The organism is Rossellomorea sp. KS-H15a, from assembly GCF_024195245.1.
GTDB classification, from domain to species: domain Bacteria; phylum Bacillota; class Bacilli; order Bacillales; family Bacillaceae_B; genus Rossellomorea; species Rossellomorea vietnamensis.
Window position 1 is genome coordinate 3830955 of record NZ_CP096886.1, and the last position, 18552, is coordinate 3849506.

At 39.1% G+C, this 18552-nt stretch carries 15 protein-coding genes and 1 pseudogene; 5 read left to right on the forward strand and 11 right to left on the reverse strand.

The genetic code is table 11. The features are described 5' to 3' along the window. Positions 1 to 10 precede the first annotated feature (10 nt). Positions 11 to 253 (reverse strand): hypothetical protein, encoded by a 243-nt coding sequence (locus tag M1J35_RS19700; protein ID WP_254652058.1) that lies wholly within the window; start codon positions 251 to 253, stop codon positions 11 to 13. 293 nt (positions 254 to 546) lie between these two features. Between M1J35_RS19700 and M1J35_RS19705 the strand changes: the two genes are divergently transcribed. Further along, entirely contained in the window at positions 547 to 1266 is a 720-nt protein-coding gene (locus M1J35_RS19705) for a hypothetical protein (protein WP_254652059.1), read from the forward strand. 111 nt (positions 1267 to 1377) lie between these two features. Here the strand turns inward: M1J35_RS19705 and M1J35_RS19710 are convergent, their stop codons facing one another. Both M1J35_RS19710 and ald read right to left on the reverse strand, forming a co-directional pair. Next, positions 1378 to 2058: a metal-dependent hydrolase gene (locus M1J35_RS19710; protein ID WP_254652060.1), complete on the reverse strand. Its 681-nt coding sequence runs from the start codon at positions 2056 to 2058 to the stop codon at positions 1378 to 1380. 162 nt (positions 2059 to 2220) lie between these two features. Further along, positions 2221 to 3339: an alanine dehydrogenase gene (ald, locus tag M1J35_RS19715; protein ID WP_113969681.1), complete on the reverse strand. Its 1119-nt coding sequence runs from the start codon at positions 3337 to 3339 to the stop codon at positions 2221 to 2223. A gap of 241 nt (positions 3340 to 3580) precedes the next feature. Between ald and M1J35_RS19720 the strand changes: the two genes are divergently transcribed. Beyond that, a complete protein-coding gene (locus tag M1J35_RS19720) occupies positions 3581 to 4909 on the forward strand; it encodes a purine-cytosine permease family protein (RefSeq protein WP_254652061.1) in 1329 nt (442 codons plus the stop codon). A 458-nt stretch (positions 4910 to 5367) separates the two neighbouring features. On the opposite strand, the gene M1J35_RS19725 is transcribed toward M1J35_RS19720, so the two are convergent. Both M1J35_RS19725 and M1J35_RS19730 read right to left on the reverse strand, forming a co-directional pair. Next, complete coding sequence (locus tag M1J35_RS19725; RefSeq protein ID WP_254652062.1) at positions 5368 to 7188, reverse strand: ATP-dependent nuclease; 1821 nt, start codon at positions 7186 to 7188, stop codon at positions 5368 to 5370. A gap of 631 nt (positions 7189 to 7819) precedes the next feature. After that, on the reverse strand, positions 7820 to 8476 hold the full coding sequence (locus M1J35_RS19730; RefSeq protein WP_254652063.1) for a hypothetical protein: 657 nt from the start codon (positions 8474 to 8476) through the stop codon (positions 7820 to 7822). 662 nt (positions 8477 to 9138) lie between these two features. Here M1J35_RS19730 and M1J35_RS19735 point away from each other — a divergent pair. The 3 genes from M1J35_RS19735 (at position 9139) to M1J35_RS19745 (ending at position 12708) form a co-directional block, all read left to right on the forward strand. Further along, positions 9139 to 10350, forward strand: coding sequence for a DUF262 domain-containing protein (locus M1J35_RS19735; protein ID WP_254652064.1), 1212 nt, complete (start codon positions 9139 to 9141; stop codon positions 10348 to 10350). Continuing rightward, complete coding sequence (locus M1J35_RS19740) at positions 10347 to 11783, forward strand: ATP-dependent nuclease (protein ID WP_254652065.1); 1437 nt, start codon at positions 10347 to 10349, stop codon at positions 11781 to 11783. The genes M1J35_RS19735 and M1J35_RS19740 overlap by 4 nt, the downstream gene beginning before the upstream one ends. 124 nt (positions 11784 to 11907) lie before the next feature. Further along, complete coding sequence (locus M1J35_RS19745; RefSeq protein WP_254652066.1) at positions 11908 to 12708, forward strand: AlbA family DNA-binding domain-containing protein; 801 nt, start codon at positions 11908 to 11910, stop codon at positions 12706 to 12708. A 118-nt stretch (positions 12709 to 12826) separates the two neighbouring features. On the opposite strand, the pseudogene M1J35_RS19750 reads toward M1J35_RS19745, so the two are convergent. The 6 genes and pseudogenes from M1J35_RS19750 to M1J35_RS19775 all read right to left on the reverse strand — a co-directional run. Beyond that, positions 12827 to 13024: pseudogene (locus M1J35_RS19750) on the reverse strand (D-ribose ABC transporter substrate-binding protein); the annotation flags it as partial. 76 nt (positions 13025 to 13100) lie between these two features. Then, the gene (locus M1J35_RS19755; RefSeq protein WP_254652067.1) at positions 13101 to 13955 is read right to left on the reverse strand and encodes a malate synthase; all 855 of its coding nucleotides are present in this window, start codon (positions 13953 to 13955) and stop codon (positions 13101 to 13103) included. A 505-nt stretch (positions 13956 to 14460) separates the two neighbouring features. Beyond that, positions 14461 to 14853, reverse strand: coding sequence for a hypothetical protein (locus tag M1J35_RS19760; protein ID WP_254652068.1), 393 nt, complete (start codon positions 14851 to 14853; stop codon positions 14461 to 14463). 300 nt (positions 14854 to 15153) lie between these two features. After that, positions 15154 to 16092: a ribose ABC transporter substrate-binding protein RbsB gene (gene rbsB, locus M1J35_RS19765; RefSeq protein WP_254652069.1), complete on the reverse strand. Its 939-nt coding sequence runs from the start codon at positions 16090 to 16092 to the stop codon at positions 15154 to 15156. Positions 16093 to 16102: 10 nt separating this feature from the next. Next, positions 16103 to 17056: a ribose ABC transporter permease RbsC gene (gene rbsC, locus M1J35_RS19770; RefSeq protein WP_034756545.1), complete on the reverse strand. Its 954-nt coding sequence runs from the start codon at positions 17054 to 17056 to the stop codon at positions 16103 to 16105. Next, a complete protein-coding gene (locus M1J35_RS19775; protein ID WP_254652070.1) occupies positions 17049 to 18539 on the reverse strand; it encodes a sugar ABC transporter ATP-binding protein in 1491 nt (496 codons plus the stop codon). Before M1J35_RS19775 ends, rbsC begins: the two co-directional genes overlap by 8 nt. Between the last annotated feature and the right edge of the window lie 13 nt (positions 18540 to 18552).

Below are 18552 nucleotides of genomic sequence, written 5' to 3' on the forward strand. Positions count from 1 at the left end.
CCGTTTTTCTTTACCCAAATGATCGTGATTTCACTTTCCGAACAGGCTTCGATTTCAACTTCTTACCCTTGCCTGTTCCTTTCGGTGTGTAAAGCAGGGCGGCTAGGTTTCCGGCTAAGACAAAGGTGGCGAGTATGAGCCAGCCGATGGCGAAGTACCCTTGTAGGCCTTCTGCAAAAATAGACATGCGTGGGGCTCCGTAGTAGATGAGTGCCCCTGTGATGAGTAAACAGAGTATATAACGTTGTTTCAAACATTTCCCTCCTCTCTAGGCTTGTATCATGTATATGCGAGTGGTTGATGGATGTTGTGTAAAGGTGAGAAAAAAGGGGATGTGTTTGTCTATCTATGTAATTAAGTTTTGTGAAGGATGATATTAATTGGTTGGTGTATGAGCTTCCTTTTTAGCACTTTAAATGAAATGGTTGTTTTAGTTGATGTCTCAAGGGTTTTTAACATTATGTGGTAATATAAATGTAAAGATTACGAATCTTCAGTTCTTCAATTACCAGGCAATTTAGAGGAATAGTTCTTAGGGGGAATTATGTGAGTAGAAAAAGTATATTCTTATCTGCAGGGATTGCACTACTAATTGCTATCAGTTGGTTTGGCTATCATAAAGTCACTGATGATACTTATGAAGGTATGTCGATTATTCCAGAGCAACACAAAGATATCCCTTTATTTAAGGGATTGAAACCAACTAGAAGCCAATATGTCATAAAGGGAAATCATTGGGAGGATATATATGACTTTTATATAAGTAAACTTACATCCCTAGGTTGGGAAGTTGAACATGTCGAGTCAGCGTTGGACGATAACGATATTGAAAATGACTGGTCTGGTTTCTATTCCCGATGGAGAAAAGAAGGTTTTGACGGGGAGTTATGGATTTCTTCAAATTATAATCAATTTGATGATAAAACAGAGGTCATCTTTGATAAGACTCCTATTCATAAATCAACTTCTTGGATCGAAGAAACACCAAACAACCTTTGTATCTATGAAACCTTAAACCAAGAGGATTGTTTTGTTATAGATGATAAATCAAAGGTCAAGGGAATAAAAACACTAATAAATAAGGCGATTGACTGGGATGATGGGAAACTATCTAATCGGGAGAAAACAAGTGTCATTGATTTCGGAAACATGAAAATTAAGGTTTATTATGAGAATGATAAAGAAATTTATTTTCAATCCAAAAAAGGCACTAAAATAATGAAACCAGAACCTGAATTCTTTGAACTGACAACTCTTTCACAATAATTCTTTATACATTAATAGAGGCTATAATTGAATAAGAACAAACAAAAAGCTTGGGATATCCCAAGCTTTTTGTTGTGGTATTTTTATTGTTAACTTACTTCTTATTCCCTATTAATATTCAATAACATCTCCAGCCTTCATAACCTGCCCCTCAGAATCCTCAAGCATCTCAACGAATTTATGCGGATCCTGCTTAATCGGCGGGAATGTATCATAATGAATCGGCACGACTTTCTTCGCTTTCAAGAAGCTTGCTGCCGTTGCCGCATCCTCTGGTCCCATCGTGAAATTATCCCCGATCGGTAGGAAGGCAAGGTCGATTGGATGACGCTCCCCGATCAGCTTCATATCAGAGAATAATCCTGTATCCCCTGCATGGAAGATCGTCTTCCCTTCAATCATTAAGAGAACGCCTGCTGGCATACCCATATAGATGATTTCATTTCCGTCTGTGATGAGACCTGAACCGTGGAAGGCTTGAGTCAGTTTCACTTTACCAAAGTCGAACTCAAACGCTCCTCCGACGTGCATCGGATGGGTCTTCACTAATTGCCAGCTTAGGTACGTTGCTAGTTCGTGGTTAGCGATGACAAGTGAATCGTTTTTCTTCGCAAGTTCCACTGTATCCCCTACGTGATCGTTGTGACCGTGTGTCAAGATGATCACATCTGGTTTCTCGTCGTCCACTTTCAGATCCGTCAGTTCATTCCCATTGATGAATGGATCGATCAGGATCGTTTTACCGTTGGTTTCGATTTTGACTACTGAATGTCCGTGATATGAAATCTTCATAATCTCTCTCCTCCAAATAAACTTATCTATTTTTCTTACTCCCGTATACTATTTTATGTTATACCCGAATTTCATAAAAATAAAAGTGAGTTTGATCATTGGTGAAGAATTCAGCATATAAAAAAGCCGACTGAACATTCCCATGCAGTCGGCTTCCTGTTGTTATTGTTGCTCTAATTGTGTTCTAGTATCTGAGTAGTCTACATCATGCGCTTCAGCAACCGCTTGGTACGTCACATATCCGTTCAATGTGTTAATACCTTTTAATAAAGCTTCGTTGTCTAGGCACGCTTTTTTGTAGCCTTTGTTTGCGATTTGAACCGCGTAAGGTACGGTTACGTTTGTTAATGCGATGGTTGACGTACGTGGTACGGCACCAGGCATGTTGGCAACGGCATAGTGTACAACGCCATGCTTCACGTATGTTGGATCGTCATGCGTTGTAATGCGGTCTGTTGTTTCGAAGATTCCGCCTTGGTCGATGGCGATATCAACAACCACTGATCCAGGTGTCATCGCTTTGATCATGTCTTCTGTTACTAATTTAGGTGCTTTCGCTCCTGGAATCAGTACAGCTCCGATCACTAGGTCTGCTTCTTTGACAGCTTGTTCGATGTTTAACGGGTTAGACATAAGCGTTGTTACGTCGCTACCGAAGATATCATCAAGCTGACGAAGGCGATCCGGGTTAAGATCAAGGATCGTGACGTTGGCACCAAGTCCGACAGCCATTTTCGCTGCGTTCGTACCGGCAACTCCTCCACCGATGATCGTTACTTTACTACGGCGAACCCCAGGGACACCTGAAAGTAATACACCTTTACCACCGTGGATCTTCTCTAAGAACTGGGCACCGATTTGAGTCGCCATACGTCCAGCCACTTCACTCATCGGAGTCAGTAATGGAAGGGCACGATTCAGTTCAACCGTTTCGTACGCGATTCCGATCACTTTATTATCAATTAACGCTTTCGTTAATTCCGGTTCTGGAGCAAGATGTAAATATGTAAATAAGATAAGCCCCTCGCGGAAATAAGAGTACTCACTTGGAAGTGGCTCTTTTACCTTCATGACCATATCCATGGACCATGCTTCCGCTGCAGAATCAACGATGTGTCCACCTGCTGCTTTGTAATCTTCATCTGTAAATCCTGAACCCATTCCCGCTCCAGCTTCGATGTAAACCTCATGTCCGAATTGAACAAGGTTCACAACACCAGCCGGCGTCATGGCCACACGATTTTCGTTGTTTTTAATTTCCGTTGGTACACCAATACGCATACTAAGCCAACCTCCTAAATGCACTATTGCTCCTTGGAGCATTCACTTCCTAAATATAACACTATTCATATATAATAGCGAAGGGCAATTACTCACCCTGTAAGCACTTACATTCTAACAAATAAATAAGGAAATATCTCTACTTTTCTTTAAAAAAATAAATGATTATTTCTTCGCTTTTTTTCAAAAATTCTTTAAAATAGAAACCATGCATCCTAGTATACCCAAAGGAGACTATTATATGAAACAACCCATGATCGAACGGCTCGGACTCGAAAAGGTCCCACCCGAATTAAAATCAACCACATGGATCGAATACTTCATCATACAGCTCGCCTTCTCCGTGAACGCAGGAAACTTCCTCATCCCGGCACTCGCCGTCCTGGAAGGCGGACTATCCTTTCAGGCAGCATTTCTTGCCACCGTACTCGGAGCAAGCGTCGCCTTCCTATTCGTATCATTCCTATCTCTACCGGGCTCCCGCTACGGCCTGCCCGCTCAATACGTCCTGAGGTCCATCATTGGAACCCGGCTGTCGATGCTCATCGCATCCCCCATCCGGTCCCTGACGTCCCTCTACTGGTTCAGCGTCCAGACCATTGGAGGAACCTTCGTCATCATCTCCATGGTGGAAAAAGTAACACCTTACACGATTCCGTTCATCCCAGTCGCCATCGGACTCGCCATCATCATGACCCTTCTAGCCCTCATCGGCTTCGAAGCCGTCAAAAAAGCGACCAAACTATTCATTCCGATCCTCGTGATCGGCCAGGGAATCATCCTGTACCTGTTCCTGACAAAAGGAGCCGATTCCCTCCCAACACTAAGCCAAGGTCAGGAACCCTTCTCCATCGGAACGTTCCTATTCTACTCAAGCCTCGTCTTCGTCCAATACATCTCAGGCGTCAGCGCATCCTCCGACATCACCCGCTACAGCAAAAGTGATCAGCACGGATTCTGGGGGCTGTACGGAGGAAACGTCGTCGGATTCATGATGACCGCGCTGCTTGGAGGATTGAGTGCCAGCTTGTTCAAGGATCTGAATCCGTTCGTGGCAGCTGGGCAGCTGACCGACTCCAGTCTGCTACTATTGGTAATCACCGCTTGTGCGATGGTGTCGATGATTTCAATTAATCTTAGTAATGCGTATACGGGGGGATACAGTCTACTTAACGCACTGCCGTCCCTATCACGGATTCAAAGTGCATTGTTGTTTAGTCTTGCAGGGATTATTTTAAGTTCGTTTCCTCAGCTGGTTTATAATGCGCAGGAGTATATTTCTTATCTGGGGATCTTGATTATTCCGATATCGGCTATTGTTGTGGTTGATTATTTGGTTATTCGGAAAGGGAGGATTTCTGAGAGTTCGCTTGTTCGGCTTGCGAGTGGGGAGTCGAATTTTAATCGGGAGGCGTTGTATGTTTTAGTGATTGGGATGGTATTTTATTTGGTGATTCCGGATTCGTTTTCGCCGGGGTTTAGTTGTTTTATAATCACTTCAATTATATATGTATTAAGTAAAATAAAAAGTAGGGTAGAAAAACAAGACCCTATTCAGAGACTTGGTTAATTTAAGAGAGTGAGCCTTTAGGTAAGGTTCACTCTTTGCTTGTAAAGGCTTCTCTTTAAATTTTCTAACTCAGAGGTAATAAACAAACTTGCTTCTACACTACACATATTTGGATGGTGATGGCAGATAAATATTGATGCCGTGGTGTATACCTTTTACTTTTTAATTTATTTTCATTTAAAATATAATACTACATCATTTCGCAGGTAGGGTGAGAATGTGTAATATCATTTACGTCGTTTCAAAAATGTATGGAAAATCATCGTTTCTAGCAAACAGCGTTGTAACATTTTCTTGATGTTGCGTTAGCATCAAGTGAATACTAGTTAGCCCACACTATAAGTGTGTATATAGGTGTTGGTTTTTTAACTTAAATAAATCTCACTAATTTATTGACACTTTTTTCATAGATAAGTATCGTCACTAAGTCTAATAATTAATTATCTTTTAACCACTTATTATATTTCATCTGAAAAATAAGTTGATGAATTTATTATTCTGTTAATAAACTTTTCAACTTCAACGTATTTTTCTTTTTCCTCATTTAGTAATTCAGCTAACTTTGGGTTCCCCATAATATTAAAAGAACCTACGATTCCAGTTTTGATTTGATCTGACGAACCTGAAGAATTAGTGAAGCTAATAGTTTGTCCATCATCTGGATTTTTATCATTTTTTAAATTTTCAACAAGATATAGAATGCCTTTATTTTTGTGTGCAGGTTTCTCAATTTTATCGATAACATCTTTCTCATTAATAGACTTTAAATCTTTCTTTTTCAATAGTTGATTTACTAAAAATACAAGGACTTTCGGATACAATAAATCTTCAATTTGCAAATCTGGTTGGAATTTTTCTTCTGTAATTTCCCCCAAAAAATTTGGAACAAACATGCAAAATACATTTATGTGTTTATATTTCCCACTTTTGGTTCCTCCTATTTTTTTAAATACTTCTCTACCTTTTAAATCATTATCTAAGATGACTAGGATTTTAGGTTTATAACTTTTTTGCTTAATATTACGGTAATAGGAGTCATAAAACTCTAAGTACCCAATAATTTTATCGGCTCCATGAGCTGCAATAATGTTTGGAGCTTCGTAATCAAAGTATTTTATTAACTCATGAATATACTTTTTATCTGTTTCACCCTCAACTAAAATATTATATTGTTGTAATACTTCATAGTCTTCAATGCTAATACCTAAATATTCTCTAATTTTTTCTTTACCCGTATCTTCATTAAAATTTACTAATTTAGTTTCTAAAATAGAGTAGTCTCGTTTTCTCCTTTTAAAATATTGTGATGATATTTGTAATTCTAAAAGATATACATTTTCTAATCGATATGTATCAATAAATATTTGAGAGTGAGTAGTTACAAAAGTTTGAACATGTTTTCCCAATTGTTTTAAATCTCTATATAGTTTTTTTTGTAATCCTTCATGTAAGTAGACATCAGGTTCATCAATAAGGAAAATAACATTTTTATTCTTTATCTTTTCAATTATTTTAAAATGTAAAAGGATATGTGCTAATCGCTGTAAACCTGCTCCTTTACCATCTATTCGTTTATTTGATCTATCATTTATATAAAAATCTATATCATCTGTAATTAAATCCCTGAACTTCTTAATGTCATTAGGGATATCAAATCCAACCCCCCAATTTTCTTTATACTCCTTAAACTTCGGGTTTATTTCGTCTGCAAGTTGTTGCAAAATAGAATCTAAACCTTCAACATATTTATCAAAAGCATCTTTTAATTCTTTTTTTGCTCCTCTAAATTGACTCTTAGCATACTCTAAATCATATATGTCATCTATGATATTGTTTATTACTTGAGGTGTTGAAATATTTATTGATTCAATAAAGAAAAAACTAAATGAATCTAAATATTCTTTTATTTCTTTTTCCGTCATCTTGATTCTCTCTATTTTTTTTGCTCTTGCGTTCTTAATACCAACTGTATGCTCCAAACCTCTTTTATCGAATTTCCTAATAATTCTAATCGTTTGTTTTTGAGTAGTCTCAAAATCAATCAAAATCTCAGGAAATACAGCGCCACCTCTAGTACCTTCAATTTTATGATATGGAGAGTCATTTTCAGCAATATATTTATCTGGATTAAAAAATATATCTAATGCTCTTAATGTATTGGTTTTACCTGAATTATTCTCTCCACATAAACTCATATAATTATTTTCAACATTCAAATTTATTTCTAAATCTATAATTGAACGAAATCTTTTAACTACTATTCTCGATATTTTATCCATTTCTTATTTCCTCCGTATAACCTCAAAGCTATATTATTTAAACGTTCAAAGTAAGTTACTATCAATACTTAATACTAAAACTTTAAAAATATTATCTATTAATCTTTAACCAGGATCGATAGATCACTTATATTCTCCCTGATAAAAATCATAATAATAAGTTGTGAGAAAAAACAGTGTTTATATTTTGTTTTCTAGAAATGATGTCCATACTTAATTTCTAACCTTCAGGAATATTATACCACTAATACCATTTACATATATTAAACAAGTGGCAGTTCCGTTTTATTCCCTCTGATCTCCTTAACAAACAAACCTTTAGGTTTTCTTTAAAGGGACTCGTAATTTGCTTGTTATGATTCTCTGCTTTAAGCCCTATTACTACATCAATGTAACGCCTACCTATTTTACTTTTTCAATAAGAAGTCAAAATTCTGGCCACTACTCATCCTCAAGGTAGTAAGGGTCTAGGTAGGATGTTTTCTCTAAATGATAGACATACTTCTTTACGTTCAAAACTGTTATCCTCTCTTAATTCCATTGAGGTCTTATATATCAATAAGGGTCTGACCCAATACAATAATACGATATCGCCCAGGTTCTGACCCATGAACTCACTGAAACTATTCAATTAATATAAAAGAGCATCTAAAACCACAATACCACCTAATTGCTTAACAATTGCTGGATCAATTTTCAACATAAACTCTCGATATTGTTCGGCATTTCTTAGAAGAACAGTAATAAGATTATAATGAAATGTTAAGCTTCCTAAGATTCTCCATTCACGTTCGTGTGTCCAATCTGTAACCTGTCCATTAAAATAAAGTTCTTTTAAATCAAAATCCACAATTCTCCAGTATTGACTTGGATGGATAAATTCCTTAGCAAGTTCAGACCTTTCATAAATTACCGGTCTAGCACCAAAATCAGGTATACGTTGATTACTATCCAGCGTATAAAGCTGAGAAATTGTCGATTTATGAAAGGAAATCCCACAGGCATCATAACGTAACTTTCCAGTTTTTCCTGATTCGTAATCTTCGATATGATTTATAGCATTTTCCGCTACTGAATATAGGGGAATATCCTGAAAGCAAACTACTTCATTCCCTCCGATAATAAAGCCTTTTGAACTTCCACGGAGTTGTCTTTCTGTTAATATTTTTACTAGTACATCAGTAGCACTCATTTCAGCACCTTGCCTCCTTGTTAAATGCGTAAGAAGCCCTGTTAAATCAGTGCGATTTTTATTAGTCTGGTTCCATTGGGAGATTTGAAATACCATTGTATTCTCCTCTATATCATTTTTTTAATATGAACTACTTTTATATCGACTTATTAGAAAACATATGAACATAAAAATAATAAAACTTCACTTTCTCTAAATAACTGGTGTCGCAGGGCAGCTAACCTTCCTCCTTTCATTAACTTAATATGAAATTTTCGGTAGAACAAAGGTGGAGGGGGAGTATAAAAAATAGTTGTCTTTATAAGGAATGGTTTATCTGTTGCGTTGAATCCTGCATTTAGTTTGAAATCAATCACTGAGAGGTTTTTCAAATATTAAATGAATATCATAGGGATTTTATACAGCGCCATATGAGAGATGATTACTCACAGTTTTATTTTGAGGAATCTATTGCTTCTATTGAATCACTCTAGATAATGAGTAATTTAAACGGGAAACTGGTCAGACCCTCAGTTCATTTACACTTTAACGCAAAGTAATAGAGTATCTAATATATGAACTGCTTCATCCCTTTTGAAATTATTTTCAAAGTAACTTGATATCTTTCATTGACTATTTTAATTGGTAGTAAAATTGTATTTTGTTAGTACAACTATATTAATTATTGATTTCTTTACAATCTTGTAATGCTAGCATGTAAATTCTAATTGTTATATACTTAAACATGGAAAAATTGGTGAATTTAGGAGGCTAACCGATTGAGATTAATTCCGTCTGACCCTGATATTTACACAATTGTACAGAGAATAAAAAATGGTGACATTGATCTCCAGCCTGATTTTCAACGTGGTGAAGTTTGGAGTGAAGTGAAAAAGAAAAGACTAATTGATAGTATCCTTCGTGACTGGCATGTACCCCCAATCCACGTCGTAGAAGTTATTGAAACTCGTCGTCAAGATGTACTTGACGGACAACAAAGGCTTGTAGCAATTAGAGATTTTATAGATGGGAAAATAACCATAGATGGGTTTATTGAACCTAATGATATTAATATCCAAGAACTACATGGTTTCAAATATAACGATCTACCCGTAGTTTGGCGTAGAAAGTTTGAACAATTTACTATTAGACTGTTTAAAATTACTGATTACAGACCTGAAGAACCAGGGGAATTGTTTTTCAGATTAAATCAACCCACTAATTTAACATCGGCTGAACAAAGAAATGCATTTTTTGGTCCCGCAAGAGAACAGATTAAGAGTTTAGTAGAAAGTTTCTCTTACTTTGGTTTGTCAGAAAATGTACTTAAATTTTCAAATTCAAGGATGGCCTATGACGATATTATTGCAAAGTTATGTTTCACACTTGAAATAGGGACTCTTTACGAAAAAATAAATGCAAATGATATAACTAATAAATACAGATCTCAAGATAAATTTGATAATTTAATTATAACTCGTGTCCAAAATTCTATTAAAGCTTTGGGGCAAGCAAGTAGTTATATTGATCTATCAATAAGATTTAATAAAGCAACATTATTTTCTTGGTTATGTTTCTTATCTGAAATTGAAAATGAAAATTTTTTATTTGAAAATATAGATGTATTAGGAGAATATATTTCTTATTTTGAGATAGTTAGAAAAACTAACAAAACACTTCCACTAAGTATATTCTCAAATGACTATGGTCATCCAGATTCATTTGAAGAACATCTTTTAGGATTATTCAATGATAGAGCAAGTTCAAGGGTGGCTAATGTTACTTCCGTTGTTTCAAGAGATTTAATAATTTGGATTTTCTTTTATAAATTTTTAAAACAAAGGAATATTGATCCCGATTACTTTGATAACAATAAAGCCTCCATATTGGAAGAAATTATTACAGAGGCAGAGTTGAAATTCAAAAGAAAAGAAATAGCTGACCTCATTAATGATGTAGTAAGTAAATACTCCTGGGGTAGATACATATGAGAAGTGCTAAAGTTAATGACCATTGGCGAAGAACTTATGCAAGAACCTTTCCGAATAAATTAAGTTCAATAAAATATGAAAATATACCTAGCATGGGTTCGGGTGTAATTAATTTTAATGGTGGAATTACCGCAATTTGTGGCATTAATGGGGCAGGTAAAACTACATTACTTTCTGCAATACTTGGAATATTAAACCCTGATTATATTAAAAATTCTAATGTTCATTTATTGAAGATACGAGAGTCTACCATCACTGGTCAACTAATATTAAACAACCAACCTACCTCTAGATCTCTTACTATTAATGACAGTCAAATAACTATCACTCCAGATTTAGATCAAATGAACTCAGTTTGGATAGATATTTCATCATATAGTAATGAAATGATTGATTTATTTCAAGACATGGATAATCTCGGAGAGCTCTTAGCACAACACGAGCCCAGATCCTCCTCACATGAGGAAATTGAACTCATATCCTATATTACCGGAAAAACTTATAATTCTATATTGACATACGAGGTAGAGGTAGAAAGTGATAAACTCGTTCCTTATTTCACTGTAAATTGTGATGGAATATCATACGGTTCAGAGCTGATGGGAGCAGGAGAAATATCTGTATTCTTTATACTTTGGCAATTACATAGACTATCCAAAAACTCTATCTTAATTGTAGAAGAACCAGAAACATTCTTATCACCACATGCTCAAGAAGCTATACTTAACGTTTTTGCAAAATATAGTGAAGAGAAAGGTATTTGGGTTATTTTATCTACTCATTCACCAAATATTCTAAGTAAGATTCCACCTCAACATGTTAAATTAATTTCAAGATTAAGAAATGATGTAAAAATTATCGTTCCTCAAGATCAATCATATCTTACAAGCTTAGGGATTCCTTTAAGTAAAATAGGGATTCTATTTGTGGAAGACAGGGCTGCCAGAGAATTTTCGAAGGTATGGATATCAAGATATGGCCCTCAGCTTATTTCACAACTTGAAATAAAAGATATTGACTCTGAAAGTAAAATAAAAGAAATATTAAATGGATTTCCTGCTCTTGATAGATGGTTGAAGATTATAGGCGTTTTTGATGCTGACCAATCAGAATGTATTAATGAAACTTACAATTGGCCATATACTTTTCTTCCAGGTGAAAAATCACCTGAAGAAGAACTAAGAGAATCTGCATATTCTAATCCTGAGTTTCTATCCTCACTATTATATAGAACACCTGAAGTGGTGCACATGATTCTTTCAGAAATCGATGGGTTAAATCACCATGACTGGTTGGTAGAGTTCCACAAAAAGCTCGGATTAACCTACGAGCAATTAGTATTCGTTCTTTTTGAAACATGGCATGACTTTGAAGGCAATTCAGAATTAGCTAAAAAAAGTTTCGATGATTTAGTTGAGTTATTAAATATATAGAAATTCAAAATCAGGGTCTAACCCCCGGTACATTAATGCTTTACCTTGCCAAGGGTCAGACCCCAATATTTTGTTTATTTTTGTAGTATGGTTTAAATTTAGTTAATTTACAGGAGGTGTGTATATGAAGGAGAAGTTTGCGACATTTTTAGCGGACCCAAATCGTGTAGGTCTTAGGGAAATTTTTGAGAACCAGTCAGGGGAACATAATGAATTGGATTTTAAATTAGAATGGCCGGTTAAAGGAAATTTAGCAAAACATATACTAGCTTTCGCTAACTATGGTGGCGGTTTTCTTATTATTGGTGTTAAAGAAGAAAACGGCGTTATTGAGCCTGAAGGGTTAAAATCATTCAAGCCCAAAGAAAACGTTTTTAACGAATTAGAAAATTCACTTCCGAAGTCTCTATTAAATGCACTTGATATATTTGATTTTAACTATGAAGAAACTGAATATAACAAATTAAAGGGTAAAAAATTTCAAGTTTTATTTATTCCGAACTTACCAAAGCTAATTCCTTATGTTTCTATTAAAGATAGTGAGTCACTAAAAAAAAATCGAATATATATTAGGCGAGGAGTTACAACCGCTGAAGCATCTTATGAGGAAATACAGCAGATAATTAGCAAACGGATTGATACCGGTTACTCTATTACGGCTGAAATGGAATTAGAATCCCATTTAGACCAACTTAAGACATTGTACTCCCAGCTTAAACAATACAATATTTATTATAAGAACACCCCTTTAGCGGATATGAGTATTGCAATCACCCGGAATATGGCATCTGTTTTTGGAGAAGCGGTCAAAGAGACTAATCCTAATTACCCTATTGAAAGTTATGAAGAATTCATTTCAAGAATAATAAAGCAAAAGAAAAAAAGAATTGAAATTGAATTAGATGTACTAGGGATCAATGATTAGCAAAATAGAGCTACCTTAATGGTGGCCACTAAAGTACTATCGTTCTCCAATCCTCACCTGCCTCTTTCATCAAAAAAACCCTTCCGCACAATCATACGGAAGGGCATTCCTATCAATTTTATTCTCCAGATTCCTCAACATTCTCCTCCGTCACCAACTTCAACGACACCGGAATCTTCTCCTTCACTTTCTTCCCCTGCAACACATCAGCCCTAGCCTGAACCGCCAACTGACAAATCTTTTCAGGCTGCTGATCAACAGTAACAGACAGGTTACCATTACGAATGCTAGTCATCGCATCTTAATTTCCATCAAAAAATTGGGGTCAGCCCCCCCCCGGTACATTAACGCTTTACCGTACCGAGGGTCTGACCCCATTATTGCGTTCTTATCTAAGTACGCAATAATGCTCCATTCGGCTCTTTTAACTCCTGCTCTACTATTTGATTCATCTTAGAGAAGTGGTCCAGAAATTGTTGTGCCAGCTCTTGTTCCTCCGTGTCACTTTTCAATGAAACGATGTCGCGCAGAATCTGAGCCATCCAGGAATTATCAAAATATCGGTACTTGCCTGTATTCCATGTCGTTTGCTGAGGGGATTTTTCATTGACATAGTACTTCCAGAAAGGCATCTGTTTCGATTCCTCGTATGTCAGTTGGAGTCTGTAATGGGAATGGGCAGGAATATTTCCATCTTCACAAAATTTACCGATGAAATGATCCTTCACCATATAGACACCTAAGATCCGTCTGTCTTTTTCAGGCATGCTGGGATCGACCGCTGTCAGCAGGACCGCACTGTTTTGGTGTAAGCGACTGGGCTTGTTTGGCTTACCCTTATTCGTACCACTTTTTATTTCGCCAGAGGAAACCGTCCAATCTGTAAAGGAGCTACTCTGTTCTTCTGTATCGCACCTGTAAACCATCTGCGATTCGGGATGAAGTTTATGATTTTTCATACTTTTTTCATGCCCCACTCGAAGCTCCTGGTTTCTTTTTTGCCGTGCCTTTTCCTCTTGCTTCTGCATTTCTTCCTCTTTGAGTTCCATTTCCTGCTCATGTAAAATTTTTTCAAGTGAATGGGCAGCACTTTTATCATGTAGCTTCAAGTGCTGTCCAAATGCATCCGGGTAAACAAATTTTTTATTTTCCGAGGCGAAATGGATTTCAACTACCGTATCACTATGATTCACGATGCTTCCCATACCAAACCGCTCATGTGTAACTTTCTTATTGATTAAATTCAATATATTAGTCCTCCTTGTATAAACACTCGGGTACTATTGCCTAAAAAGCTCACAAAAACTGTTTGAATTTCCCTTCGGAATAAATAAAATGGATAACTAAACGTTCAATGTAAAAAATCACCAGATAATAATCATACCATTTTATTGATAAGAATACAACTTTCGTGTTGACAAACCATTTTATTGAGAGGTAAAATAAAATTTTGTTCAAATCTTGATGATTGGTACAAGAGTGCTTTTTTGGTTTTTCTCCGGTTAAATGGGGACGGATTCAACTTGGTTTTTTGCATTAATCTGGACAACTCTTCACCTAGTAGAACATACTCTCTTCCACGTGTTCGAACCAGAGCTTCTCCGTATCAACTACTCAAACATCATGATTACATCCATCCCGATAACCAAATGTCCAATCAGCGCCTCCACCCTATCTACATCCTTAGCGTCTCTATGTTGGTGGTGTTCTCTAATATCTATTCTTTCTCTAAGATCTTAGTCTGTTTGCAGTTTATTTCCGTACCCGATTCACACGCTTTTCGCCGCACGAAGACATTCCGGAATCAGCTTTATTATCAAGCTGGTCAATCCCAGAATCATTACATCCCCTTTTTACAAACATTCTGATCCCACAAGCTAAATCATTCATCGGCTTAAACGTATAGACTCCCCCATACTCATACCTCTCCGACACCAACCCCTTACAAAAAGGCCTTATTCTCACTTTTAAAAACAGATCCTCTCGAGTCCTCCCAATGGACCGAATATAATGCCCTTCACCGAGCACCACACACCCTAACTGAACTCCGCCCTCATACATGGCATTCAACAGAATCAACAGATACAGGTGATAAAATGTATCCAAATCCAACATCCAATGATTTAATTTTCTCCATCTACTCATTTGATTCACTCCTGATTCAATCTGTATTCAACTTTTATATAGAGAGATGGGCTGGGAAAGGATACCCTAAGGTGAATATTCTTAATTTATGTTGTTATTAGAGCTGAGGAAGGTAAATACCTTTGAAGGAGAAAATGAAGAGCAGGTTTGTTATCATTCAACTGAAAATCAGGGTCAAACTCCTACTTCATTTGGAGCAAACACAAACAAGAAAAGCTAAATTCGTTTCTCCACTACTTTTATCAACAAAGGAAAAAACCTCATTCGTACAAATGCACAAATGAGGTTTCCCACCACAATTTATTCTGTAGATTCTTCTATATTCTCCTCCGTCACCAACTTCAACGGCACCGGAATCTTCTCCTTCACTTTCTTCCCCTGCAACACATCAGCCCCAGCCTGTACGGCCAACGAACCAATCTTCTCAGGCTGCTGAGCAACAGTCGCAGACAGGTTGCCATTCCGAATGCTAGTCATCGCATCTTCATTTCCATCAAATCCAACGACTAATACGTCACGTCCGGAACTTTGGATCGCCTGCAGTGCTCCCAATGCCATTTCATCATTATGAGCGAACACGGCTTTGATGTCTGGATTCCCTTGAATCAAGTTCTCCATCGTATTCAGTCCCTCGGTACGATCGAAGTTTGCCGTCTGTTTGGCCACGACATCTAGCTTTTCATCCGCGATGTTGTGAAATCCGGCTCCACGCTCACGTGTGGCAGACGCTCCAGGGACACCTTCCAGTTCTGCAACCTTGGCCCCTTCACCGAGCTGTTCGACGAGATATTCCCCGGCCATTTCGCCACCCTTTTCGTTATCAGAGCTGACGAGTGTGGCTACGTCTCCTTTTTCCGCTGAGCGGTCAAGGGTGACGACAGGGATGCCCAGGCTGTTGGCAGATTGGACGGCAGTCGAGATAGCTGCTGAGTCCGTCGGGTTGATGAGTAGGACGTTGACGCCCTGCTGGATGAGGTCTTCTACGTCATTGATCTGTTTGGCGGCGTCGTTCTGTGCATCGACCACGACGACTTCCATGCCTTGTTTCTTCGCTTCGTCTTCTACTCCGTTTTTCATGGAGACGAAGAATGGGTTATTCAGTGTTGAAACGGATAGTCCAATTTTGATGTCTTCCGGGTTTGAGCTTTTATTTGGCTTTGCCCATTCCGGCGGCTGCAGGGAGCAGGCGCCCAGGAATAGGAGTGACAAACTGATTAGTAGTAACCATGCTTTTTTCATAGTATCCCTCCTACGCTGCTTTCTTTCGGTCGATGAGAACGGCGATGATGATGACGACACCCTTTACGACCATTTGGAAGAAGGATGAGACGCCGAGCAGGTTCAGACCGTTGTTTAACGTTCCGATGATAAGTGCACCGATCAGTGTTCCGACGATCAGTCCGCGTCCGCCTGACAGGCTTGTCCCGCCTAGGACGACGGCGGCGATGGCATCAAGTTCATAGGATGTACCCGCTGTCGGCTGGGCTGAATTCAGGCGTGACGTGAGGATCGCTCCTGCGAGTGCTGCCAGTAAGCCGGCCAGGGAGTAGATCATCACTTTGATGCGTGGTACTTTGATTCCTGAGATCAGTGCTGCTTTTTCATTCCCACCGATGGCATACGTTTTTCGGCCGAACGGGGTTTTATGCAGGATCACCCACAGGATTGCGAACGTCAGGATCATCGTGACGGCAGGGACAGGAATTCCAAGGAAGTATCCTCTTCCAAACAGTTGGAATGCATAGCTGTCGCCGAGTCCTGTGATCGGGTTACCGTCTGTGTACACGAGCGTCAACCCACGGAACATCGTCATCGTTGCAAGTGTTGCGATGAATGGGGCCATTTTTCCTTTTGTGATCAATAATCCGTTGACCATTCCCATAACCGCTCCAAGGATACAGCCGATCAGGATCGCTAAGATCGGGTCGATTCCCGATACCATCATCCCTGCCATGAGGGCACTGGATAAGGCGAGGATCGAGCCCACGGATAAGTCGATTCCTCCGGTCAAAATAACGAAGGTCATCCCGTAGGCAATCAGGGCGTTGATCGCGACCTGTCGTAATAGATTCAATAAGTTCAAGGGTTCTAGAAAACTAGGGTTGATGATGGATACGGTCGCAATCAGCACAAACAGTCCGAGGAGTGGACCGAGCTTTTGCATCAGATTGCCGACGTGATTCGTTTTGAGTGCGTTATTCATGTGCGTGACCTCCTGTCGCCAATGTCATGATTTTTTCCTGTGTGGCTTCTTCCTTAGATAGCTCTCCTGCGATGGTCCCTTCATGGACAACGAGGATGCGGTCGCTCATTCCGAGTACTTCCGGCAGCTCGGATGATACCATCACGATCGCGACTCCCCGGTCGGTGAGCTCGTTCATCAGTTGATAGATTTCCCGTTTTGCGCCGACATCGACTCCCCTTGTTGGTTCGTCTAGGATGAGCACTTTCGGACCGATTCCGATCCATTTGGCGATGACCACCTTCTGCTGGTTCCCACCCGAAAGGTTCTTTGCGTGGGTCCGGGCTGATTCGGTTTTGATCGTCAGCCGTTTGATGAGCATTTCCACAAAGTCCTGTTCACTTTTATCATTGATCAAGCCTTTCTTCGTAAAGCTGTAGAGGCTTGGAAGAGCGATATTATCCTTCAGGGAAAAGTCGAGGACGAGTCCTTCATCCTTCCGATCCTCGGTGATGAATCCAAGACCAAGCTTCACTGCCTGATCTGGTGTTTTAATAGTGACCCGTTTCCCGTTCACGAGGACTTCGCCTTCATAACGTCCGTCGAGTCCGAAGATGGTGCGCATGATTTCCGTTCGGCCTGCCCCCATCAAACCTGACATGCCGACGATTTCTCCTGAACGTACTTCGAAGCTCACTTTTTCAAAAAGTCCCTTCTTCGTCAGGTTCCTCACTTCAAGCATCGTTTCGCCAGGCTTTGGTTGGCGTTTTGGAAAGCGGTCTGTTAATTCACGTCCGACCATTTTCTTCACGACCTCATCGAAGTTCGTCTCGGGGATCGGCGTCGTATCCACCGTGCGTCCGTCCCGCATGACCGTGATCGTGTCACAAATCGTGAAGATCTCTTCCATCCGGTGGGAGATGTACACAATCGACACGCCTGCTTTTTTTAACGAACGGATGACGGTGAAGAGTGTCTCGATTTCCCGGTCCGTCAAGGCCGCCGTCGGCTCGTCCATGATGATGACTTTTGCATCTGTCATGAGGGCTTTGGCGATTTCGATCATTTGCTGCTGCCCGACCGAGCACTGTCCTGCTTCTTTTGTGAGGGGAATGGAAATGTTCAGCTTTTTAAACTGTTCATTCGCAACCGCTTTCATTTTTCTGGTGTTGATGAGACCGAATTGTGTAACCGGTTCCTTATTGATGAAAAGATTCTCAAGGACAGTCATCTCCGGCCAGACGTTCAGCTCCTGATGGATGAAGGCAACGCCGAATTCCTCAGCCTGCTTCGGATTATCGAACGTCATGTCCTTCCCGTCGATGGTGATCGTTCCCTGATCCTTCTTGTGAAGACCCGTCAGGATGTTCATCAGGGTCGACTTTCCGGCACCGTTTTCTCCCATCAAGGCATGGACTTCACCTTCCCCGATCTCGATGTCCACGCCTTCAAGGACCTTGTTCGTCCCAAATGCTTTATGGATATTCTTCATGCTGATCTGCATGCTACTACCCCCT